A 21434-nucleotide genomic window follows, 5' to 3' on the forward strand; every position below is an offset into this window, starting at 1 on the left:
CCGCGCCCCAACGGACGCGCGGCGATCTAAGGCGTCGCGGCGACCAGAATCTCGCTGCCGGCCAGCGCGCCGGCCGCGGCATCGGCCAGGAAGCGCCGGATTTCCGGCACCGAGCCCTGCGAAACCAGATTTCCGTGGTTTCCTTCCGGGAAGCGGACGAAGCGCTTCGGCGCATTCGCCAGCGCAAACAGCGCCTCGCCCTGGCTGTAGGGGATCACGGTGTCGCGCACGCCATGCAGGACCAGCACCGGCCCACGCACCTTGCCGATCGCCAGGTCCGAGCGGAACTGGTCGTGCATCAGCAGCGCGACCGGCACATAGGGATAGATCTGCTGCGCCACCGCGGCGGTCGACATGTAGGGCGCCTCGAGAATCACGGCCCTGAGCGCTTTGCTGGCGGCGAGCTTGAGAATCACCCCGGTACCGAGCGATTCGCCATATCCGACCAGCTTGTCGGCGCCGAAGCGGGCCATGGCGGCGTCATAGGCGGCGAGCGCGTCCTGCTCCAGCCCCGCCTCGCTCGGCGCGCCCGTCGAGCCGCCATAGCCGCGATAGTTCACTGCGAACAGCCCGGTCCCGTCCTGCGTCAGCGCCCGAAAGCGTGCCTGCCGTCCCGGCCCGCCGAAATTCCCGGCATTGCCATGGAAGAACAGCAGCACGGGCTTGCCCTCGCGCGGCGGCACCACCCAGGCGATCAGCGTCTCGCCATCGGCCGTGGTCAGCCGGACCTCCTCGACGCCGGGCAGATTCGCCGCGGCGATTTCGGCACGCGCCGGATTGCGCGGATAGAGCAGATCGCGCTGCTTGACGTAGAGCAGGCCCAGCACGCCGGCATAGGCGCAGGCCAGGGCGACCGCGACGATGGCGAGGAGGCGCCTCATCGCAGCCGCTTGACCATTTCGACGGCATGCGGCGCGAAGCCGAAGCGCTGGTAGAGCCGCTCAGCGCCCGCATTGCCCGCGAGCACGCCGACACCCAGCGCCGCGACGCCCTGCCCGCGCGCATAGCGCTCCGCCTCGCCCAGAAGCGCCGCGGCGACGCCGCGTCCGCGATAGGGCTCGCCGACCACCAGGGTCGTGACATAGGCCTGCCGCCGCAGCTCGGCGCGCAGGAACGGCCCGCCATTGGTCAGGACGCAGCAGAGATAGCCGGCGACCGCGCCGTCGATCAGCGCGACCAGCGCCACACCGCCGCGGCTGGCCATCTGCTTCTCGTCATCGGCGAGGCAGGCCACGGCATCCTCCCGCTCGAGCGCACGGTCGCCGGAGACGGTCTGCTCATGGCGGTTGAGTTCCCAGTGCAAGGCGATGACCGCCTCGCGGTCCTGCGGTTCGAAAGAGCGGATCGGCAGTTCAGGCATGGAGCTTCCAATAAAAAAGGGCCGGCATGGAAGCCGGCCCTTTGCGTCATTGCTATGGCGGGCGCTCAGTGCGCCATCGCCTTGACGATCTCGTCGGTGACCTTCTTGGCGTCGCCGAACAGCATCATCGTATTGGGGCGGAAGAACAGCTCGTTCTCGACGCCGGCATAGCCGGCCGCCATGCCGCGCTTGATGAACAGCACGGTCTTGGCCTTCTCGACGTCGAGGATCGGCATGCCATAGATCGGCGAGGACTTGTCGGTCTTGGCAGCCGGGTTGGTAACGTCGTTGGCACCGATGACGAAGGCGACGTCGGCTTGGCCGAACTCGGAGTTGATGTCCTCGAGCTCGAAGACCTCGTCATAGGGCACATTGGCTTCCGCCAGCAGCACGTTCATATGGCCGGGCATGCGGCCCGCCACCGGATGGATCGCGTACTTGACCTCGACGCCCTCCTTCTTGAGGAGGTCCGCCATCTCGCGCAGCGCGTGCTGGGCCTGCGCCACCGCCATGCCATAGCCCGGAACGATCAGGACCTTGCCGGCATTCTTCATGATGTAGGCGGCATCGTCGGGCGAGCCCTGCTTGACCGGGCGCGCTTCCACCGCGCCACCCGGACCGGCCGCGGCATCGTCGCCGCCGAAGCCCCCGAGGATGACGGAGATGAAGCTCCGGTTCATCGCCTTGCACATGATGTAGGACAGGATCGCGCCGGAGGAGCCGACCAGCGCGCCGGTGATGATCAGCGCCATGTTGCCGAGCGTGAAGCCGATGCCCGCCGCCGCCCAACCCGAATAGGAGTTCAGCATCGAGACGACGACCGGCATGTCCGCGCCGCCGATCGGGATGATCAGCAGGATGCCGAGGGCGAAGGAGACCAGCACGATCAGCCAGAACAGGACATGGCTTTCCGTCTGCAGGAAGATCAGCAGCATCACCACGAGCGCGATGCCGAGGCCGATATTGATGGCATGGCGCTGCGGCAGCATGATCGGCTTGCCGCTCATGCGCCCGTCGAGCTTGAGGAAGGCGATGATCGAACCGGTGAAGGTGATCGCGCCGATGGCGACGCCGAGCCCCATCTCGAACAGGCTGGCGCCCTTGATCTTGCCGACCTGGCCGATACCGAAGGCTTCGGGCGCATAGAGCGCGGCGGCCGCCACCAGCACGGCGGCGAGACCGACCAGCGAGTGGAAGAAGGCGACGAGCTGCGGCATCTGCGTCATCTGCACGCGCTTGGCCATGAAGGCGCCGATGCCGCCGCCGATGGCGATGCCGAGGATGACGAGCAGCCAGCCGGAGAAGCCGGCCGGCGGATAGAAGATCACCGTGGTCAGCACGGCGATCGCCATGCCGACCATGCCGTAGAGATTGCCCTGGCGCGAGGTCGTCGGATGCGACAGCCCGCGCAGGGCCATGATGAAGAGGACGCCCGAGACGACGTAGAGCAGGGCGGAGAGGTTCGCGGCCATGCGCTCAGCCCTTCTTCTTGTACATCGCGAGCATACGCTCTGTGACGAGGAAGCCGCCGAAGATGTTCACGGAGGCGAGCACGAGGGCGACGAAGCCGAACACCTTGGCCCAGAGCGGGCCGTCGCCCAGAGCGGGCGCAGCCTGGACGCCGACCGCGAGCAGCGCGCCGACGACGATGACCGAGGAGATCGCGTTGGTGACCGACATCAGCGGCGTGTGCAGGGCCGGGGTCACCGACCAGACCACGTAGTAGCCGACGAAGACGGCGAGGACGAAGATGGCGAGGCGGAAGACCGTCGGGTCGACACCGGTCGCGGCGCCGGCGGCATGCGCCGCCTGCTCGGCGTACTTCTCGGCGAGCTCGGCGGCCTGCTTGGCAAGCGCAGCGGCCGAGCGGGCCTGTTCGAGCGCCTGTTCGGGGGTCGGATTAGCCATGGTTTGACACTCCCTCGTCGACCGCTCAGGCCTTGGCCGCGAAATTCGGATGGATGACGGCGCCGTCCCTGGTCAGGCAGGTCGCCTTGACGAGTTCGTCATCCCAGTTCACCGCGAGCTTCCTCTCCTTCTTGTCGATCAGGGTCTCGACGAAGGCGAAGAGGTTCTTGGCGTAGAGGCTGGACGAGGTCGCCGGCAGCCGGCCCGGCACGTTGAGATGGCCGACGATCTTGACGCCATTGGCGGTCGTCACCGTCTCGCCGGGCTTGGCGAGCTCGCAATTGCCGCCGCGCTCGACCGCGAGGTCGACGATCACCGAGCCCGCCTTCATGCTCTCGACCATTGCGGCCGAGATCAGCTTCGGCGCCGGCCGTCCGGGAATCAGCGCGGTGGTGATGACGATGTCCTGCTTGGCGATGTGGCTCGCCGTCAGCTCGGCCTGCTTGGCCTGATACTCCTTGGACATTTCCTTGGCGTAGCCGCCGGCAGTCTGTGCCTGCTTGAACTCCTCGTCCTCGACCGCGAGGAACTTGGCGCCGAGCGATTCGACCTGCTCCTTGGTCGCCGGCCGGACGTCGGTCGCGGTAACGATCGCGCCCATGCGGCGCGCGGTGGCGATCGCCTGCAGGCCGGCGACGCCGACGCCCATGATGAAGATCTTCGCCGCCGGCACGGTACCCGCAGCGGTCATCATCATCGGCAGCGCCCGGCCATATTCGGCCGCGGCGTCGACGACGGCGCGGTAGCCGGCGAGGTTCGCCTGCGAGGACAGAACGTCCATCACCTGCGCACGCGTGATGCGCGGCATGAACTCCATGGCGAAGGCGGCGACATTGGCCTTGGCCAGAGCCTCGACCTGCGCCTCGCTGCCATAGGGATCCATGATGCCGACCACCAGCGCACCGGCGGGTAGCCCGGCGATCTCGGCCTCGGCCGGACGGCGCACCTTCAGCACGATCGTCGCGCCGGCGAGCGTTTCGGCCGCGCCTGCCGCGGTTTTTGCGCCAGCCGCCTCATAGTCCGCATCGCTGATGCCGGAAGCAGCGCCGGCACCTTTCTCGACCACGACCTCGGCACCGAGGCCGATGAACTTACGGACGGTTTCCGGCGTCGCGGCGACGCGGGTCTCCGCCCCTTGCGTTTCCGCGGGGACAGCAATGCGCATGGGAGGCCGGGCCTTTCAGGCTTTACAGGAGGAGGAGCGCGAGCAGCATCAGACCGAACGGAACGGCAGGCGCGCGCCAGCCCACCGACGGCGCGGCGATGCCGATACCGGTGCTGATCAGCGTCAGCAGCGTGCCGATGATCGCGGTGCCCCAGGCGTGCTTGGTGCCGCCGACGGCCAGCGCCGTAACGATGGCCAGGCAGGCGATCGTGGCGATCTCGGCGAAGCGCACGAAGCCATGATAGGTGCCCTCGTGCTCCGCATAGTCCATCTGCGGAATGTCGGCGGCGTGCTGTCCGTGGTCGGCCATGAAAAATGGTCCCTGCTCGATGAAAATCCTGTTGCCCTGTAGCGCACTGGCGCAGCCGATGGCAACGCATGACACCATGCCGCTTGCCTCATCCCTAGGCAATCACCGGGGAAAGCGACGTCGCGTCAGGGGGTGCCGCCGGAAAGCTCCGCCGCGCCTTGCTTCAAGGCAGCAGATCGGCAGGAATCCTGGCCGGCTCATAGGTCCGGGGCGCGTTCCTCTGGACCCAGCGGAAATAGCCCGAGACGAAGGCGAAGCCGACGAAGACGACCCAGAGCATGCTCAATTCGCCGGTCATCGCCAGCAGCACGAGCGGCAGAGCGACCATCAGCAGCCCCATGACGATCAGCATCACCTGGATGAAGGCGATGCGCGCCTCGCTGACCCCGGAGGAATAGCGGACCTTGCCGGGCATGCGCATGGCGAGCGTCGTGTGCAGATCCTCCAGGAAGGCGCGGTAGGTCTGGTTGCGCTCCTCGTCGGCATAGCCATAGGCGGTATTGGAGCTGACGATCAGCGGCGGTGCCCCCGAGAACGCGATCGAACAGGTGCCGAAATCGCCCTGCCGGGCGATATGCACCGTCGACAGATGCACGCCGGAGATCTCGGAGAACGGTCTGGCGACCTCGCCCTGCGGCGTGCTCCAGAACAGGAGATCTCCGTCCAGCCCGACGCCTTCATCGCTCTGCTTCAGCACGAAACCGCCCGGGCCGCGCCGCACGAACAATTCGTAGCGGCGGCGCTCGCCGCCCGTCTTCGCCTCGGCCTCCGTGCCCTGCCTGGCCATGTCCGCCCCCCGCCGCACTGCACGAGCCTTGTGCCGGCATGAGGCAATATGGCGCAGGCGCTCAGGATCCGGCCAGCCCCGCCGCGGAAAGGGCCGCGCCCTGCACGCCGGCGACCCGCGCCACGCTGAAATTCTCGATCTCCTGCTCGAACAGCCGGTGGAAATTCAGCTCGGCGTCGAGATGCAGGAAGACGCCGCCGAGCCCGATCGCGGCGCGGTCCATGAAGACGAATTCGCGCGGCACCGTCACCGGCCCGCGCGCCTTCAGCGCGCTGTGGACCTGGAAGGCCTGCTTGCGGCCATATTCGGCCGGGCTGACGCCCTCGGCGATCCGGCGCGTGCGATCCTCCAGCAGCGGCCCATAGATGAAGCGCGCCCAGATGTTCAGCGTGTCGATCAGCTCCTTGGTCAGGCCCTTGAAGCCCCAGACCTCGTAGGCATGCACGACACGCGCCTCGTCACCTTCGAGCAGGCCGCGATAGAGGTCGACGACGCCGCCGACGAAGCTCGGCGGGAAGATCCGGATGCAGCCATAATCGAGCAGGTTGATGCCTTCAGGCTCGCCGCCTTCCTGGAAGACGGTGTAGTTGCCGAGATGCGGGTCGCCATGGATGACACCGTGGTGGCTGAAGGGTCGCCACCAGGCCCGGAACATCGCGGTCGAGATCCGGTCCCGGATCTCCTGGCTGGCCTGCTTGTGGGCGAGGATCTTGTCGCCATCGAGCCAGTGCATGGTCAGCAGCCGCCGCGTCGACAATTCGGCGACCACGCCCGGCACCCGCACCTCCGGCGTTTCGGCGAGCATGCGCTGGTAGAGGGCGACGTGCCTGGCCTCGCGCCGGTAGTCGAGTTCCTCGCGAACGCGGGCACTGATCTCCTTGGCGATCTCGCTGGTGTCGATCACCGCGCCCATGCGCCGGTGCAGGCCGAACAGGATTTCGAGCTGGGCGATATCGGCCTCGACCGCCGATTCCATGTCGGGATACTGCAGCTTGCAGGCCAGAGGCGCGCCGTCGAGCGAGGTGGCGCGGTGCACCTGGCCGAGCGAGGCTGCCGCCGCCGGCTTCAGCTCGAACGCGCCGAAGCGCTCGCGCCAGTTAGCCCCGAGTTCGGCCTGCATGCGGCGCTTGACGAAGGCCGCGCCCATTGGGGGCGCCTCCGATTGCAGCTTCTGCAGCTCGGCGGCGTATTCCGGCGGAACAACATCGGGAATGGTGGCGACGAGCTGCGCGACCTTCATCAGCGGGCCCTTCAGGCCGCCGAGCGCCTTGGCCAGCGCCTCGGCATTGGTCGCGTTGCGGCCTTCGAGCCCGAACAGCTTCGTGCCGGCGATCCGCGCCGCGACCCCGCCGACATTGGCGCCGACGCGGGCATAGCGCGCGGCCCGGGCGGAAAATCGGTTGGCTTCGCTATCGCGTTCGGACATCGGGTCTCGCTGGGCCTGAGCGGGCTTGTCCGGCCAATGTAGGTGGCGCCCCGGCCAAGCTCCAGCCCTCGCCGCCCCCAGAACCGGCTCAGCCCGGCGCCAGCCCCGGCCAATAATGCCCGTTCGCCGTCGGGCGCTTGCCGAAGATCGCCTGCCCGACCCGGACCACGTCGGCGCCTTCCTCGATCGCCGCTTCGAAATCGCCGGACATGCCCATGGAGAGCTCGCCGAGGCCCGGATGCAGCTGCACCGCCTCGTCGCGGAGCCGGCGCAGCAGGCGAAAACAGGGTCGTACCCGCTCCATCTCGTCGCTGAACAGCGCCAAGGTCATCAACCCGCGCGGCCTGAGCCTGGGGAAGTCCGGCAGCGCCGCGACGAAATCGCGCAAGGCATCGGGATGCAACCCGTATTTGCTCTCCTCGCCGGAGGTGTTGACCTGGACATAGACGTCGAGGCTGCGCCCTTCCGCCGCCAGCCGAGCATCGAGCAGCGCCGCGAGCTTCAGGCTGTCCAGCGCATGGAACTCGACGGCGAAACGGGTCAGGTTGCGGACCTTGTTGCTCTGCAGATGACCGACGATGCTCCACGCCACCGGCAGGTCGGCGAGCGCCTCCTGCTTGCCCTGCGCCTCCTGGATCTTGTTCTCGCCGAACCGGTCGATGCCGGCGGCGAAGGCGTGGCGCAGCATCTGTGCCGGCACCGTCTTGCTGATCGGCAGCAACCGCACCGAATCGGGATCGCGCCCGGCGCGCCGGCAGGCCGCGGCAATGCGCTCGCGGACAGCGGCGAGATTCTGCCTGAACATGGTCTCGGGATCAGAGCCGAAGCGGGCTTCGAGCTCCCCCGAAACCGATGCGACGATGTTCATGCCACGCCTCCTTCAGCCACCAGCTCGGCCACGACATGGTCGCTGGCGCGCTCGCCCTGGCGCAGGCCGGCGACGACGCCGGAGCGGTCCTCGGCGCTGCGGTTCTGGCTCATCTTGCGCTTGCCCACGAGCCTCGTGATCGGCATGCGCAGCCCGACGATGCCGCGCAGCTGCGCCGCGATGAAGGACTCCGGCGCATCCGACACCGCCCAGGCTTCGATCCGGGGCCGCTCGTACAGATTCGTCAGGCGCGTGACCGCCGCGCGCAGCCGCTCCGGATCCTCGAAGAACTCGACCGGTCCCGAGGCCTGCACCGCGATGTAATTCCAGGTCGGCACGACCTTGCCGTGCTCGCGCTTGGCCGCATACCAGCTCGGCGTGACATAGGCGTCCGGCCCCATGAAGATCGCCATCGCCTCACCCAGAACCGGCACCTGCCATTGCGGGTTAGGCCTGGCGATATGTCCATAAAGCGTGCCGAATGCCCCCTCGCTCTCGTCGAGAAACAGCGGCAACGGCGTCGCCATCGGCCCCTCCGCCGTCGCCGTGACAAAATTGCACAGGCGGGCGGCGCGCATCAGAGCGTGCAGGGCGGCGGAATCGTCTTCGCGGAAGGCTGGCGGTGTGTACATGACTGGTCCTGTCGAATAGGCGCAGGATAGGAAGATACTGGACCGCATGAAACGTCCAGTTTATAGATTTTTATCTGGTCCAGTTGACAAGGTGGCGATGTGATCTCGGCTCGGCCCCAGCGCGCGCGGGACATTTACGCCGCGCTGAAGGCGCAGATCGGCACCGGCGTCTATCGTCCTGACGCCGCCCTGCCCTCGACCCGCACGCTCGCCGCCGAGCTCGGCGTATCCCGTACCACCGTGACGGCCGCCTATGAGCAGCTCCATTCGGAAGGCTTCATCACCGGCCGCCAGGGCGCTCGCGCCCGTGTCGCAGCCATGCCCGCAGCAGCCAAGCCGGAAACGCCCGACGATGGCGTGAACGCGGCAAGGCCGGCCCTCTCCCGCTTCGGCGAACGCATCGCGGCGATGGCCCTGCCAGCGCGCCCACCAGGGTCGGCCGGGCTCGTCGCCGATTTCCGCTATGGCGACCTCGCCTCCACCGATTTCCCGGCCGATATCTGGAAACGGGCCGTCGCCATGGCGGCGAGCCGTCGGCCACAGCGGCTGAGCTATGACGCCCCGGCGGGCGCGGAAGAACTGCGCCAGGCCCTTCAGGGCTATCTCTGGCGGGCCCGCAGCCTGCGCTGCGAGATGGAGCAGATCGTCATCGTCAACGGCTCGCAGCAGGGGCTCGACCTTTGCGCCCGGCTTCTGCTCGAACCCGGCGAGAGCTTCGTCGTCGAGGATCCCTGCTATGGCATGGCGCGGCAGGTCTTCGCCGCGGCGGGGGGCGTCGCGATCCCGGTCGAGGCCGATCAGGACGGGCTCCGGACCGACCGGCTCGCCTCACTTTCCGCCCGGCTCGCCTATGTCACGCCGTCGCACCAGTATCCGCTCGGCGGGGTCATGCCGGTCGCCCGCCGGCTCGAACTGCTCGCCTGGGCTCGCCGCTGCGGCGCCTGTATCGTCGAGGACGATTACGACAGCGAATACCGTTACGACATCGCCCCGGTTCCGCCGCTCCACGCGCTCGCCGAGGGCAGCGAGATCATCTATCTCGGCACCGTCTCCAAGGCGCTCTCGCCGACGATCCGGCTCGGCTATCTCGTCCTGCCGCCGACCCTCGCCCCCATCTTCACCACCGCCAAGGCGTTGGCCGATCGTCACGCGCCCGGACTAGAACAGCAGGCGCTGACGATCCTGCTCGAAAGCGGGGCCTATGAGCGCCATATCCGCCGCAGCCGGCGGCGCAATGCCGAGCGGCGCGCGACGCTACTCGCTGCGCTCTCCCGCCGGCTCGGTGACCGCATCGTCGTCTCCGGCGCCGATGCCGGCCTGCATGTCGTCCTCTGGTTCCGCGACGTCGCGGCGGCCGACGAAGCCAAGTTCATCGCGCAGGGCCGCGCACGCGGCATCGGCGTCTACCCGATCGGGCCGCTCTACATGTCTCCGAACACCGCCGCCCGGCCGGACATGGCCGGCCTCGTCATCGGTTATGCCAGCGTCGAGCCACAGGAGATCGAGCGCGGCGTCGCGATCCTGGCCGAACTTGTCGAGGCGTTCAGCCGCGCGCCTTGAGGTCGGCGCGCACCTCGGCAGTGCTCGCCGGCCGGCCCCCGGCCGCCTCGACACGGGCGACCAGCTCGGTGATCAACGCGCGATTGCTGCACGTCTCGCCGAAATGCGCATCCTCCAGCCCGGCGCGGACATGGACGCCGCGCGCGACCGCGTGCGGGATCAGCTCGCCGAGCTCGACGCCGAGCCCCGCGATCATCACCGGAGCACCGGGCGCGCATTCGTCGAGCAAGGCAAGATGTGCCTCGAGTCCAAAGAGCTTCGGCGGAAAGCCCCAGGCGAAGGCATCGGAGAACATCAGCCGGTAGATCGGCATCGGCATGCCCGGATAGGCTTTGGCCAGCCCCGCTCCGAGCCGGGTGAAGCCCGGCTCGTAGATCGCGAAGCTCGGATGGACCTTGTGGCGCTGCGCCACCTCCATACCCTCGCGGATATGCTCGCCCGGATTCTGGTAGATGAAGCCGGCCTCGCCCTCGGGCATGCCGGCATAGGTCATCCAGTTGCAGGAGCCGGGATCGAGCACACCCCATTCGACGAGGCCGCGCTTCGCCAGCTCCTCGAGATGCGTGTAGCGCCCGGAGCCATGCATGTCGCCGGCATAGCCGGAGCCCAGGATCGGGATGGTCGGATAGACGATGGCGTCGACCTTCGCCCTGATCCCCTCTATCGCCCGGGCATAGAGCTCCCAGTCGTCGCGCTGGCGGCCGGTCTCAACGTCGTAGACATGCAGATGGACGATCGCCGCCCCGGCCTCGACGACCGCGATCCCGTCAGCGACGATCTCCTCGATCGCAATCGGGATGCCGGGCTGGCGCTCCTTGCCCCAGGGACCGTTGATCGCGGCCTCGACCCAGATCGGCGTCTTCATACGGGCGCGTCCTTTGGCCAGTTGTCGCGAATCCAGCGCGTCAGACCGTCTTCGTCGACCTCGCCGGCGGCGAGGGCGAGGATCGCCGCGGTGGCTTCCGGCTCAGGCACCAGGAAATCGATGCCGTTGAGACCGAGGAAAACGATCATGCTCGCGAAGGCGGCCCGCTTGTTGCCATCGACGAAGGGATGGTTGCGTGCGACGCCGAATGCATAAGTTGCAGCTAAGGTAGCAAGCTCATGCTCGCCATAGGAATATTTGTTCGGAGCCCGCGCCAGCGCCGATTCCAGAAGCCCGTGATCGCGAATTCCAGCCGGCCCGCCGAACAGCGCGAGCTGCTCGGCGTGAATATCGACCACCAGCTCGACGCTGACCCAGATGGGCTCGGTCATTTCGCCAAAGCGCGATAGGTATTCGCGTAGGTCTTGAACGAACGGCGGGCGATCTCAAGCCCGCGCGCATGGGTATCGTCATAGCGCGTCAGTTTCAGGCCGAGCTCCGGCTGCTCGACCACCGTCAGCTTGTCGCCCTCCGCCAGCTTCAGCCGCGCCAGCAATTCCTTCGGCAGGATGATGCCGACCGAGTTGCCGATCTTGCGGACCTGCAGGACCATGGCCTGCGCGCCGGCGGGCTTTTCGGGCTTGTTCATCGCCTGCTCCGGGGCTCGCGTTATACAGACCGTATAACAGAAAGAGCGGCGCCCGTCAGCGCCGCTCCGTCATTCCGTGCAGGCGGGCGGCCGAACTCGGCCCCGCCGATGCCGTAAGCTCACTCGCCCTTGTTGACCGAAATCGGCTTCAGGGCGTTGTCGGGCAGGCCGTATTTGGCGATCAGCGCGTCATAGGCGCCGTTCGCCTGCAGCCGCTCCAGCGCGCCCTTGACCGCGTCGCGCAGCTGGCCGCCCTCAGCCGTCTTTGGGAACGGAATGCCGGCGAGCGAACGGGTGAAGGGCGTGCCGAGCACCACATAGGTGTTGGGCTCGAGCTTCTGGTTGTGGCTCATCGTCTCGCTGCCCTGGACGCCGCCCTGCAGGCGCTGCGTCTTGAGCTGGGTGCGGGCATCGACCGAGCCTTCCGTGCCGACCACGTTGATCGCCGGCTTGCCCTTGGCGACGCAGTTGGCCTCGCTCCACTCGCCGATCTGGCGGGGCCAGTTGGTCGAGCGGCTGGCGCCGACGGTCTTGCCGCAGAGATCCTCGGGCGTCTTGATCGAGCCGGCGAGCGCGGTGACGGTGTAGAACTGCGCGCCCGAGACGAGGTAGTTGACGAAATCGGCGGTCTCGCGACGGGCCGGCAGGTCGCTCATGCCGGCCATCACCATGTCGACGCGGCCGGTCTGCAGCGAGGGCAGCATCTGGGCGAAGGCAGTCTCCTGCCACTCGGCCTTGACCCCGAGCTCCTTGGCGATCGCCTCGCCGAGTTCGTAGTCGAAGCCGGTCATCGTGTTGGTCGCCGGGTCTTTGTAGACGATCGGCGCGTAATTCGGCTGCGTCGCGATGACGATCTTGCCGGCGTTCTTGATGCGGTCCGGCAGGGCCTGGGCCTGGGCGGCGAGCGCGGTGCCGGCGAGGAGCGCGGCAGCGAGAGAAAGGCGAAGCATGGTGATCTCCCTGTTTTTTCAGGCCGAACTGGCCTGGCTTGAACTCACTTGAGGACGGCGGCGATGAAGTCGCGGGTTCTGGCCTGGCTCGGCGCAACCAGTACCTGCTGCGGATGGCCACGCTCGACGATCTCGCCCTTGTCCATGAAGACGACGTCGCTGGCGACCTCGCGGGCGAAGCCGAGCTCATGGGTGACGACGATCATCGTCATGCCGCTGGCGGCAAGATCGCGCATCACCGCGAGCACCTCGCCGACGAGCTCCGGATCGAGCGCCGAGGTCGGCTCGTCGAACAGCATCAGCTTCGGCTTCATGGCGAGCGCCCTTGCGATCGCGATGCGCTGCTGCTGGCCGCCCGAAAGCTCGATCGGGTAGGAATTGCGCTTCTCCGAGAGGCCGACGCGGGCGAGCAGCTTCTCGGCCTCCGCCACCGCTTCCTGCCTCGGCCGCTTCAACACCGTGACCGGGCCCTCAATGATGTTCTCGAGCACCGTCATATGGTTGAACAGGTTGAAGCGCTGGAAGACCATGCCGGTCGTAAGACGCTGGCGCGCGATCTCGGCGTCGCTCAGCTCGTGCAGCTCATTGCCCTTGATCCGGTAGCCGATCAGCTCGCCATCGACCCAGATCGCGCCCTGGTCGATCCTCTCGAGCTGGTTGATGCAGCGCAGCAGCGTGCTCTTGCCGGAGCCCGACGGCCCGATGATGCACTGCACGGCGCCCGGCGCGATGGTCAGCGAGACATCGTTCAGCGCCCGCAACTCGCCGAAGCGCTTGGTGACGTTGGCGGCGGTGACGATGGCCTCCTTGGCGGCAGCGCTCATGCCCCGGCCTCCTCGGCAACCTGGGCTTTGGCACGGCGGCCACCGCGGCCCTTGGAGAAATGGCGCTCCAGGAAGAACTGGCCGATCTGCAGGAGCGTGACGACGATCAGATACCAGCCGGCAGCGACGATCAGCAATTCGATGACACGGGCATTGGCATAATAGATCGTCTGCGCATTGCGCAGGATCTCGGAGAACTGGATCACGCTGGCGATCGAGGTCAGCTTGACCATGCTGATCACCTCGTTGCCGACCGGCGGGATGATCACCCGCATCGCCTGCGGCAGCACGATCCGGCGCAGCGTCGTCAAACGGGTCATGCCGATCGACTTGGCCGCCTCCGTCTGGCCGACATCGACCGAGAGGATGCCGCCGCGCACGACTTCCGCCGTATAGGCGCCCTGGTTCATGCCGAGCCCGAGCAAGGTCGCCATGAACGGCCCGATCACGTCGATGGTGCGCCATTCGATGACGCCGGGAATACCGATCGTCGGGAAGACCAGCGCCAGGTTGAACCAGAGCAGGAGCTGCAGCAGCAGCGGCGTGCCCCGGAAGAACCAGATGTAGAACAGCGCGACGCCGCGCAGCACCGGGTTCGGCGACATGTACATGATCGCGAAGATCACGCCGAGCGCGATGCCCAGCGCCATGGCGCAAACCGTCATGATGATGGTGTTGACGAGGCCGCTGAGAATGGCGGGCGCCGTGAAGAACTGCCCGACCACCTTCCAGTCGATCTGCCCTTCGGCGAAGGCCTTGATGATCCAGGCCAGCACCAGGATGATTAGCGCGGCCGCGACCCAGCGTCCGTAATAGCGGCGCGGCACGAGCTTCAGGCCGGCGATTCCGGCGAGATCCCGCCCTATTCCAATTCCGACTGCGCTGGTCATTTCTGCGCTCCGCGCGTCCAATCTTCAAAAGCTGCGAGCCAGAGGCGGAAACGGGCGATCTGCTCGGCCACGCGCACCGGCGCCGTACCGCCGAAACCGCTGCGGGCGGCCACCGCAGCATCAAGGGTGAGACAGGCCCTTACATCCTCCGTAAGGCGTGGATCAATGGCGCTGAGCTCGACCGCCTCGAGTTGCTCCAGCTCGCGGCCCATTTCCTCGCAATAGCGCACCAGCGATCCGGAGATCTCGTGTGCCTCGGCGAAGGGCACGCCCTTGCGCGCCAGATAATCGGCAACCTCGGTGGCGAGCGCGAAGCCGGCGCCGGCCTGGGCCCGCATCACCTCCGGCCGCGCTTCCATCGTCTCGATCATGCCGGCGAAGGCCGGCAGCACCTCACCAAGCACGTCGACCGCGTCGAAGGCGGAGCGCTTATCTTCGGCGAGATCGCGATTATAGGCCAGCGGCAGCCCCTTCAGCGCGCCCAGCATGGCGACGAGATCGCCGGTGAGCCGTGCCGCCCGGCCGCGCGAGAGCTCGGCGATATCCGGGTTCTTCTTCTGCGGCATGATCGAGGAGCCGGTGGCAAAGGCATCGTCGAGCACGACCCAGCCGAACTGGCGCGAGGTCCAGAGCGTCACCTCCTCCGCCAGCCGGGAGAGATTGGTCGCCAGCATGGCGGCGACGAACAGGAACTCCGCGACATGGTCGCGCGCGCCGACGGCGTCGACCGAGTTCTCGCAGGGACCGTCATAGCCGAGCGCCTGCGCGCTCATTTCGGGGGTCAGCGCGATCGCCGAGCCGGCCAGCGCCGCCGCCCCGAGCGGCGACTGGGTCGAGCGCCTGTCCCAGTCCTGGAGCCGCGTCGCATCGCGCGACAGCGCCTGACCATGCGCCATCAGCCAATGGCCGAAGGTCACCGGCTGGGCGCTCTGCAGATGGGTGAAGCCGGGGCAGACGGACGCGGAATGCCGCTCGGCCTGGCCGGCCAGCGCCTCCAGCAATTCGGCCAGCATCGCGCCGATCAGCCGCGACTGCTCGCGCAGATAGAGCTTGAGGTTGTTGGCGGCCTGGTCGTTGCGCGAGCGCCCGGCCCTGAGCTTGGCGCCGGTCGCGCCGATCCGCGCCGTCAGCACGCGCTCGATGAAGGTGTGGATATCCTCGTCCTCGGGCCCGGGTACCAGCGTCCCGGCGGCGAATTCGCCGGCGATAGCGTCGAGCGTCGCCACGATCAGCTTCGTCTCGTCGGAGCTCAGCAGCCCGGCCCGCTCCAGCTCGGCCGCATGGGCCTTGCCGCCGGCGATATCCTGGGGCGCGAGGCGCGAATAGGCGCCGGCCGCGCTGGATAGCCGCATCATCCGCGGGTCCGGCGGCTTGCGGAAGCGGCCACCCCAGAGGCGCGTGGTCTGATTCATGCTGATGGTCTCCCCTTGAGGCGACACTGTCCCCTTGACCGCGAACCCCGCAAACGAAACGATCTCCGGCAGGATAGTCGCAAAAGGAATATCTGATTGGCCAGCCCGAATCTCCCGCCCTCGACCACGGCGCTTCGGGTCTTCCTTGCTGTGGCGCGGCTGGGATCGACGGCGAAGGCCGCTTCAGCCGTGCACCTGACCCAGAGCGCGGTCTCCAAGCAGATCCAGGCGCTGGAGGAGCATCTCGGCATCGCGCTTTTCGAGCGTAGCCCAGCCGGGCTGAAGGCCACGGAGGCCGGCACGATCTACCGGCCCTATGCCGAAGCGGCGATCGAGCAGATGGCGCGCGGCGCCCGGCGCCTCGCCGAGCGAACCGCGCTCGGACGCCCGATCCGGCTGCATCTCGTCGCCATCGCCGGCGAGCGCTGGCTGATGGAGCGTTTTCCGAGCTTCGCCCAGGCCCATCCCGAGATCGACGTGCAGTTCACCAATTTCGTCAGCGAGAACGAGACCGAAGACCCCGATATCGACATCGTTCACGGCGCCGGGCCCTGGCCGGATCGCGAGGCGCATTATCTGTTCGGCCGGCAGGTCGCGCTCGTCGCAGCCCCGGCCCTGCTGGAGCGGATGGGCGGCTTCAGCCGTGCGGCGGATATCCAGAAAATGACCCTGCTGCAGCATTTTCAGATGCCGGCCTTCTGGGCCGAGTTCACCGAGGCGCATGGGCTGCGCGGCGCGGTCCCGGCCCACACCGTGCGCTATGGCTATTATTCGGTGATCATCCGCGCCGCAGTGGCCGGGCTTGGCGTCGCACTGGCGCCACGCTGCTATGTCGCGGAAGAGCTGGCGTCCGGCGCGCTCGTCAATCCGCTCGGTCTCGGCTTCGACAGCGCCGTCGGCTGCTGGATGACCCTCAATCCGCGCGGCCAGCCCGGCCCCGGCATCGAGGCGCTGGTCGGCTGGCTGCGCGCGGAAGCGGCCCGCTTCGAGGCGGAGGCCGGCGGTTGAGGCCGGCCGAGCCTTGCTCTAAACGAAGCCGCCCGGCACTCCAGATGGCGAAGGCACGATGCGCATTGCCGTGACCGGCACCACCGGACAGCTCGTTCGATCCCTGATCGCCATGGCCCCTTCGGCGAAGGTCGAGGTCGTCGCCATCGGCCGGCCCAAGCTCGACCTGACGCGCCCCGACGAGATGCACAAGGCTCTCGAGCAAGCCCGGCCCGACTGCATCGTCAATGCCGCCGCCTATACCGCAGTCGACAAGGCCGAGAGCGAGCCGGAGCTGGCCATGGCGATCAACGCCGCCGGTGCGGGTGCCGTCGCCGCGGCGGCGGCGGTGCTCCGACTACCGCTGGTCCAGATCTCCACCGACTATGTCTTCGACGGCGCCCTCTCCCGTCCCTGGCGCGAGGATGACGCAACCGGCCCGCTCGGCGCCTATGGCCGTTCCAAGCTCGCCGGCGAACAGGCCGTCGCGGCGGCAGGCGACAACCACGCCATCCTGCGCACGGCCTGGGTCCACAGCCCCTATGGCGGGAATTTCGTGAAGACCATGCTGAGGCTCGCCGAAAGCCGCGAGGAGCTCGGCATCGTCGCCGACCAGTTGGGCACGCCGACCTATGCACCGGCCCTTGCCGACGCCGTGATCGCGATTGCACGCCGTCTTGCCGCCGAACCCCGGGATGCCGGGCTGCGCGGCGTCTTCCATGTCGCCGGCAGCGGCGAGACGAGCTGGGCGGGCCTCGCCGAGGCGGTCTTCGCGGCCTCGGCGAGGCTCGGCGGCCCTTCCGCGCGGGTCAGGCCGATCGCGACAGCCGAATACCCGACCCCGGCCCGCCGGCCCGCCAATTCCCGGCTCGATTGCGGCCTGCTCGCAACGCGCTACGGCTTGCGCCTGCCGCCCTGGCAGGTCTCCGTCGAGGACTGCGTGGCCCGGCTGCTCACCGGCTCCGAATGCTGAAGGAAACGCGCGTGAAAGGCATCATCCTAGCCGGCGGCAGCGGCACCAGGCTTCACCCGATGACCATGGTGACGTCGAAGCAGCTCCTGCCGATCTACGACAAGCCGATGATCTACTATCCGCTGTCGACGCTGATGCTCGCCGGCATCCGGGAGATCCTGATCATCGCGACCCCCGAGGACGCGCCGCGCTTCGAGGCGCTGTTCGGCACCGGCGAACGCTGGGGGCTGAAGCTCTCCTATGCCGTGCAGCCGAAGCCGGAAGGGCTGGCGCAGGCCTACCAGATCGGCGCCGATTTCGTCGCCGGCGGCCCTTCCGCCCTGATCCTCGGCGACAACCTCTATTACGGCGACGGGCTGACCGAAGTGCTGCGCCGCGCCGCCGCGCGCCGGCAGGGCGCCACCGTCTTCGCCTATCGCGTCAGCGATCCCGAGCGCTATGGCGTCGTCTCCTTCGATGCCACCGGCAAGGCGCTATCGATCGAGGAGAAGCCGAAGATGCCGCGCTCGCACTGGGCGGTGACCGGCCTCTATTTCTACGACGAGCAGGTGGTCGAGATCGCCCGCCGGCTGAAGCCCTCGGCCCGCGGCGAGCTCGAGATCACCGACGTCAACCTCGCCTATCTCGAGCGCGGCGCGCTCAATGTCGAACGGCTCGGGCGCGGCTACGCCTGGCTCGACACAGGCACCCCGGATTCGCTGGTCGAGGCCTCGGAATTCGTGCGCACGCTGGAGCGCCGCCAGGGCTTCCGCATCGCCTGCCCGGAGGAGATCGCCTTCGAGAATGGCTGGATCGACCGCGAGCAATTGCGCGCGCTCGGCCAGGCGCTGGCGAAGAGCGGCTACGGGCAATATCTGCTCGGCCTGGCCGGGCGCGACCAGTCGGGCTGACGCCACTCACCCACCCGCCCCTCATCCTGAGGAGCGCTCAGAAGGAGCGCATCTCGAAGGATGCTCAAGGAGGTTCGGAGACCGCTGGTCCATCCTTCGAGACGCCGCTGCGCGGCCCCTCAGGATAAGGGCCGAGGGAAGCAGACCGATTGTAGTCGGACACTTCCCCTCCCGATGCAGAGCGCTCATGCTGCATCGACTGTGGCCGAACGTGAAAAGCCGGTCGAAATTGCTGCAGCGCCACGCCGGCAACAGGCTCGGAAGTCGAGGACAATATGAACGCCCCTGCCGCCGAGACCGCCTCCTCGCGCCATCCGGAACTCGAGGGGCTGACCGCCGCCCTGCGCGAACTCCTCGGCCCGCGCTGCTCGACCTCGGAATCGGAGCGCGAGCATCATGGCCATGGCGAATCCTATCACCCGACCAAGGCGCCGGACGTCGTCTGTTATGCCCAGACCACGGAAGAGGTCAGCCGCATCCTTGCCCTCTGCCATCAAGCGAAGGTGCCGGTCATTCCTTTCGGCGCCGGCACCTCACTGGAGGGCCATGTCGTCGCGCTGCATGGCGGCGTCTGCCTCGACCTCTCGCGCATGCAGCGCATCATCGCGGTCAACACCGAGGATCTCGACTGCGTCATCGAGCCGGGGGTGACCCGCAAGCAGCTCAACGAGCATTTGCGCGATACAGGCCTGTTCTTCCCGGTCGACCCCGGCGCCGATGCGACGCTCGGCGGCATGACGGCGACGCGCGCCTCGGGCACCAATGCCGTGCGCTACGGCACGATGAAGGACAATGTCCTGGCGCTCACCGTGGTGCTCGCCGACGGCAGCGTGCTGAAGACCGGCGGGCGCGCCCGCAAATCCTCGGCTGGCTACGATCTGACGCGGCTCTTCGTCGGCTCGGAGGGCACGCTCGGCGTGATCACCGAGATCACCCTGAAGCTCTACGGCATCCCCGAAGCGAGCTCGGTCGCGGTCTGCTCCTTCCCGGATGTCGGCGCCGCCGTGTCCTGCGCCATCGAGACCATCCAGAGCGGCATCCAGGTCGCCCGCGTCGAGCTGCTCGACGAGACCTGCATGCGCGCCATCAACCTGCATAACGGGCTGAGCTATCCCGAGACCGCGACGCTGTTCATCGAATTCCACGGCACGCAGGCCGGCGTCGAGCAGCAATCGACGGCGATGCACGCGATTGCGCAGGGCCATGGCGGCAGCGGCTGGCGCCATGCCGCCAGCGCCGAGGAGCGGACCAAGCTCTGGCAGGCCCGCCACAATCTCCACTACGCCCTGCTCGCTCTGCGCCCCGGCGCCAGCAGCTGGGGCACAGATGCCTGCGTACCGATCTCCGAGCTCGCCACCTGCATCACCGAGATGAGGGCGCATACCAAGGACGCGCCCTTCCCGGTGCCGGCGCTCGGCCATGTCGGCGACGGCAATTTCCATATGGGCTTCCTGATCAGGATGGATTCCCCCGCAGAGATTGCCGAGGCCGAGCGGTTCAACGCCCTTCTGGTCAACCGCGCCATCGATCTCGGCGGCACCTGCACCGGCGAACACGGCGTCGGCTATGGCAAGTCGAAATTCCTGCGCCGGGAATATGGCGACGAGGCCGTCGCGGTGATGCGCCGGATCAAGCAGAGCCTCGACCCCGACAACATCCTCAACCCCGGCAAGGTCCTGCCGGCCGCGTCGCCGTGAGGCCGCCAAGGTTCGACAGACAAGACCCGGCAGACATGACGCGACCATGAAGGAGCCTCCAGCGACACCGGGCTGGGTCAGCGCCCTCACGGCGATGATCGTCGTGCAGATGGCGACCGCCTTCCTGACGCGGGTCACGCCGACCATCGCGCCAGCCATGTCGGCGGAGCTCGGCTGGTCCGACGCCGTGATCGGCTATCTCTCTAGCATCAGCACGGTCGGCTCGATCGCCTTTCTGGTAATGGGCGCGCCGATCATGAGGCGCTTCGGCTCGATCCGCGCCTTGCAGCTCGGCCTCGCCCTCGGCATTTTCGGGCTCTGCTTCCTGCTGCCGCCCTTGCTGCCGGTGGCAATGGCGGGGGCCTTCCTGATCGGGCTCGGCTATGGCCCATCCTCGCCGGCTGGCAGCGACGTCCTCCACCGCATCGCCCCGCCCCGGCATCGCAGCCTGATCTTCTCGCTGAAGCAGGCTGGGGTTCCGGCCGGCGGCATCGTCGCCGGCCTCGCTTTGCCGCCGCTGGTCACCGCCTATGGCTGGCGCGCCTCGCTGCTGTTCTCGGCCGCACTGGTGGTGGCCGTCATCCTGGTCGTGCAGCCGATGCGCCGCCGTCTCGATGCCGGACGCGATCTGGGGCAGTCACTGGCGCCGCGCGCCTTCTTCTCGCTCGGCAATGTGCTGGAACCGCTGCGGGCGCTGCGCGGCTCGACCTCGGTGATGCGGATCGCCGCTGTCGGCGCCTGCCTCGCCCTCGGCCAGGGCATCTGGTTCGCCTATCTCATCACCTTCGCGGTGTCCGAGCTCGGCTACGACCTGCGCGCCGCCGGCCTCGCCTTCGCCGTTATGCAGGCGACCGGGGTGTTCGGCCGCGTGCTGCTCGGCTGGATCGCCGACCGGATGCGCGACGCGACGCGCCTGCTCGCCATCGTCTGCCTCGCTTCCGGCGCAACCTCGCTCCTGCTGATGCTGGCGACACCCGCCTGGCCGTCCTGGCTGCTCTATGCGCTGGCGGCAGTGGCGGGCGTCACGGTCTCCAGCTGGAACGGCGTACAGATCGCCGAGATCGCCCGGCGCTCGCCGAGCGGGCTGATCCGCGAAGCGGCCTCGGGCGCGACGATCGTCGTCTTCCTCGGCTATGTCGTGGGTCCCTCCTCCTTCGCGCTGCTCGTCGCCGCGACCGGCCGCTTCGACCTCGGCTTCCTCGTCTGCGCCGCAGCCGGGCTCGCCGGCTTCCTGCTGCTGGCGACCAAGCGAGGCGCCTGACACGTCTCCGAGTGCGCGGC

The 21434-nt window shown here is 67.9% G+C and carries 23 protein-coding genes; 6 read left to right on the top strand and 17 right to left on the bottom strand.

Annotation, left to right across the window (positions count from 1 at the left end):
* Window positions 1–26: 26 nt before the first annotated feature.
* The 10 genes from J0J10_RS13030 to J0J10_RS13075 form a co-directional block, all read right to left on the bottom strand.
* A complete protein-coding gene (locus J0J10_RS13030) occupies window positions 27–881 on the bottom strand; it encodes an alpha/beta hydrolase (RefSeq protein ID WP_291646950.1) in 855 nt (284 codons plus the stop codon).
* Window positions 878–1360, bottom strand: coding sequence for a GNAT family N-acetyltransferase (locus J0J10_RS13035; RefSeq protein ID WP_291646951.1), 483 nt, complete (start codon window positions 1358–1360; stop codon window positions 878–880). Before J0J10_RS13035 ends, J0J10_RS13030 begins: the two co-directional genes overlap by 4 nt.
* Window positions 1361–1425: 65 nt before the next feature.
* Complete coding sequence (locus tag J0J10_RS13040; protein ID WP_291636897.1) at window positions 1426–2832, bottom strand: NAD(P)(+) transhydrogenase (Re/Si-specific) subunit beta; 1407 nt, start codon at window positions 2830–2832, stop codon at window positions 1426–1428.
* A 4-nt stretch (window positions 2833–2836) separates the two neighbouring features.
* Window positions 2837–3268: an NAD(P) transhydrogenase subunit alpha part 2 gene (locus tag J0J10_RS13045; protein ID WP_291636894.1), complete on the bottom strand. Its 432-nt coding sequence runs from the start codon at window positions 3266–3268 to the stop codon at window positions 2837–2839.
* Between the two features lie 25 nt (window positions 3269–3293).
* Window positions 3294–4433 carry a Re/Si-specific NAD(P)(+) transhydrogenase subunit alpha gene (locus J0J10_RS13050; RefSeq protein WP_291646952.1) on the bottom strand — a complete coding sequence of 380 codons (1140 nt, stop codon included), beginning with the start codon at window positions 4431–4433 and terminating at the stop codon, window positions 3294–3296.
* Between the two features lie 22 nt (window positions 4434–4455).
* Window positions 4456–4743 carry an aa3-type cytochrome c oxidase subunit IV gene (locus J0J10_RS13055; protein WP_291636890.1) on the bottom strand — a complete coding sequence of 96 codons (288 nt, stop codon included), beginning with the start codon at window positions 4741–4743 and terminating at the stop codon, window positions 4456–4458.
* Between the two features lie 163 nt (window positions 4744–4906).
* Window positions 4907–5530, bottom strand: coding sequence for a hypothetical protein (locus J0J10_RS13060; RefSeq protein WP_291646953.1), 624 nt, complete (start codon window positions 5528–5530; stop codon window positions 4907–4909).
* Between the two features lie 61 nt (window positions 5531–5591).
* Window positions 5592–6956, bottom strand: a complete 1365-nt coding sequence (locus J0J10_RS13065; protein WP_291646954.1) for an ABC1 kinase family protein — start codon at window positions 6954–6956, stop codon at window positions 5592–5594.
* 88 nt (window positions 6957–7044) lie between these two features.
* Window positions 7045–7824 carry a YggS family pyridoxal phosphate-dependent enzyme gene (locus tag J0J10_RS13070; RefSeq protein ID WP_291636885.1) on the bottom strand — a complete coding sequence of 260 codons (780 nt, stop codon included), beginning with the start codon at window positions 7822–7824 and terminating at the stop codon, window positions 7045–7047.
* Window positions 7821–8456 carry an FMN-binding negative transcriptional regulator gene (locus J0J10_RS13075; protein WP_291646955.1) on the bottom strand — a complete coding sequence of 212 codons (636 nt, stop codon included), beginning with the start codon at window positions 8454–8456 and terminating at the stop codon, window positions 7821–7823. The genes J0J10_RS13070 and J0J10_RS13075 overlap by 4 nt, the downstream gene beginning before the upstream one ends.
* Window positions 8457–8555: 99 nt before the next feature.
* Here J0J10_RS13075 and pdxR point away from each other — a divergent pair, with 99 nt between their 5' ends.
* A complete protein-coding gene (gene pdxR, locus J0J10_RS13080; protein ID WP_291646956.1) occupies window positions 8556–10016 on the top strand; it encodes a MocR-like pyridoxine biosynthesis transcription factor PdxR in 1461 nt (486 codons plus the stop codon).
* On the opposite strand, the gene J0J10_RS13085 is transcribed toward pdxR, so the two are convergent.
* The 7 genes from J0J10_RS13085 to argH form a co-directional block, all read right to left on the bottom strand.
* Window positions 10000–10881: a beta-keto acid cleavage family enzyme gene (locus tag J0J10_RS13085; protein ID WP_291646957.1), complete on the bottom strand. Its 882-nt coding sequence runs from the start codon at window positions 10879–10881 to the stop codon at window positions 10000–10002. The genes pdxR and J0J10_RS13085 overlap by 17 nt on opposite strands.
* On the bottom strand, window positions 10878–11273 hold the full coding sequence (locus J0J10_RS13090; RefSeq protein WP_291646958.1) for a type II toxin-antitoxin system death-on-curing family toxin: 396 nt from the start codon (window positions 11271–11273) through the stop codon (window positions 10878–10880). The genes J0J10_RS13085 and J0J10_RS13090 overlap by 4 nt, the downstream gene beginning before the upstream one ends.
* Window positions 11270–11530, bottom strand: coding sequence for an AbrB/MazE/SpoVT family DNA-binding domain-containing protein (locus J0J10_RS13095; RefSeq protein ID WP_291646959.1), 261 nt, complete (start codon window positions 11528–11530; stop codon window positions 11270–11272). The genes J0J10_RS13090 and J0J10_RS13095 overlap by 4 nt, the downstream gene beginning before the upstream one ends.
* 119 nt (window positions 11531–11649) lie before the next feature.
* Window positions 11650–12480, bottom strand: a complete 831-nt coding sequence (locus tag J0J10_RS13100) for an ABC transporter substrate-binding protein (protein ID WP_291646960.1) — start codon at window positions 12478–12480, stop codon at window positions 11650–11652.
* Window positions 12481–12524: 44 nt separating this feature from the next.
* On the bottom strand, window positions 12525–13304 hold the full coding sequence (locus J0J10_RS13105) for an amino acid ABC transporter ATP-binding protein (RefSeq protein WP_291646961.1): 780 nt from the start codon (window positions 13302–13304) through the stop codon (window positions 12525–12527).
* The gene (locus tag J0J10_RS13110; protein ID WP_291646962.1) at window positions 13301–14194 is read right to left on the bottom strand and encodes an amino acid ABC transporter permease; all 894 of its coding nucleotides are present in this window, start codon (window positions 14192–14194) and stop codon (window positions 13301–13303) included. Before J0J10_RS13110 ends, J0J10_RS13105 begins: the two co-directional genes overlap by 4 nt.
* Window positions 14191–15606 (bottom strand): argininosuccinate lyase, encoded by a 1416-nt coding sequence (gene argH / locus J0J10_RS13115; RefSeq protein ID WP_291646963.1) that lies wholly within the window; start codon window positions 15604–15606, stop codon window positions 14191–14193. The genes J0J10_RS13110 and argH overlap by 4 nt, the downstream gene beginning before the upstream one ends.
* A 96-nt stretch (window positions 15607–15702) precedes the next feature.
* Between argH and J0J10_RS13120 the strand changes: the two genes are divergently transcribed.
* From J0J10_RS13120 to J0J10_RS13140, 5 genes are all read left to right on the top strand, one after another.
* On the top strand, window positions 15703–16614 hold the full coding sequence (locus tag J0J10_RS13120; RefSeq protein ID WP_291646964.1) for a LysR substrate-binding domain-containing protein: 912 nt from the start codon (window positions 15703–15705) through the stop codon (window positions 16612–16614).
* A gap of 58 nt (window positions 16615–16672) precedes the next feature.
* Window positions 16673–17566, top strand: a complete 894-nt coding sequence (gene rfbD, locus J0J10_RS13125) for a dTDP-4-dehydrorhamnose reductase (protein ID WP_291646965.1) — start codon at window positions 16673–16675, stop codon at window positions 17564–17566.
* A gap of 11 nt (window positions 17567–17577) precedes the next feature.
* Window positions 17578–18456 (top strand): glucose-1-phosphate thymidylyltransferase RfbA, encoded by an 879-nt coding sequence (gene rfbA, locus J0J10_RS13130; protein WP_291646966.1) that lies wholly within the window; start codon window positions 17578–17580, stop codon window positions 18454–18456.
* A gap of 275 nt (window positions 18457–18731) precedes the next feature.
* The gene (locus J0J10_RS13135) at window positions 18732–20153 is read left to right on the top strand and encodes an FAD-binding oxidoreductase (protein WP_291646967.1); all 1422 of its coding nucleotides are present in this window, start codon (window positions 18732–18734) and stop codon (window positions 20151–20153) included.
* Window positions 20154–20199: 46 nt separating this feature from the next.
* Window positions 20200–21414: an MFS transporter gene (locus J0J10_RS13140; RefSeq protein ID WP_291646968.1), complete on the top strand. Its 1215-nt coding sequence runs from the start codon at window positions 20200–20202 to the stop codon at window positions 21412–21414.
* Window positions 21415–21434 lie beyond the last annotated feature (20 nt).

The sequence above is a fragment of the Allobosea sp. genome (assembly GCF_017308075.1).
Lineage (GTDB): Bacteria > Pseudomonadota > Alphaproteobacteria > Rhizobiales > Beijerinckiaceae > Allobosea.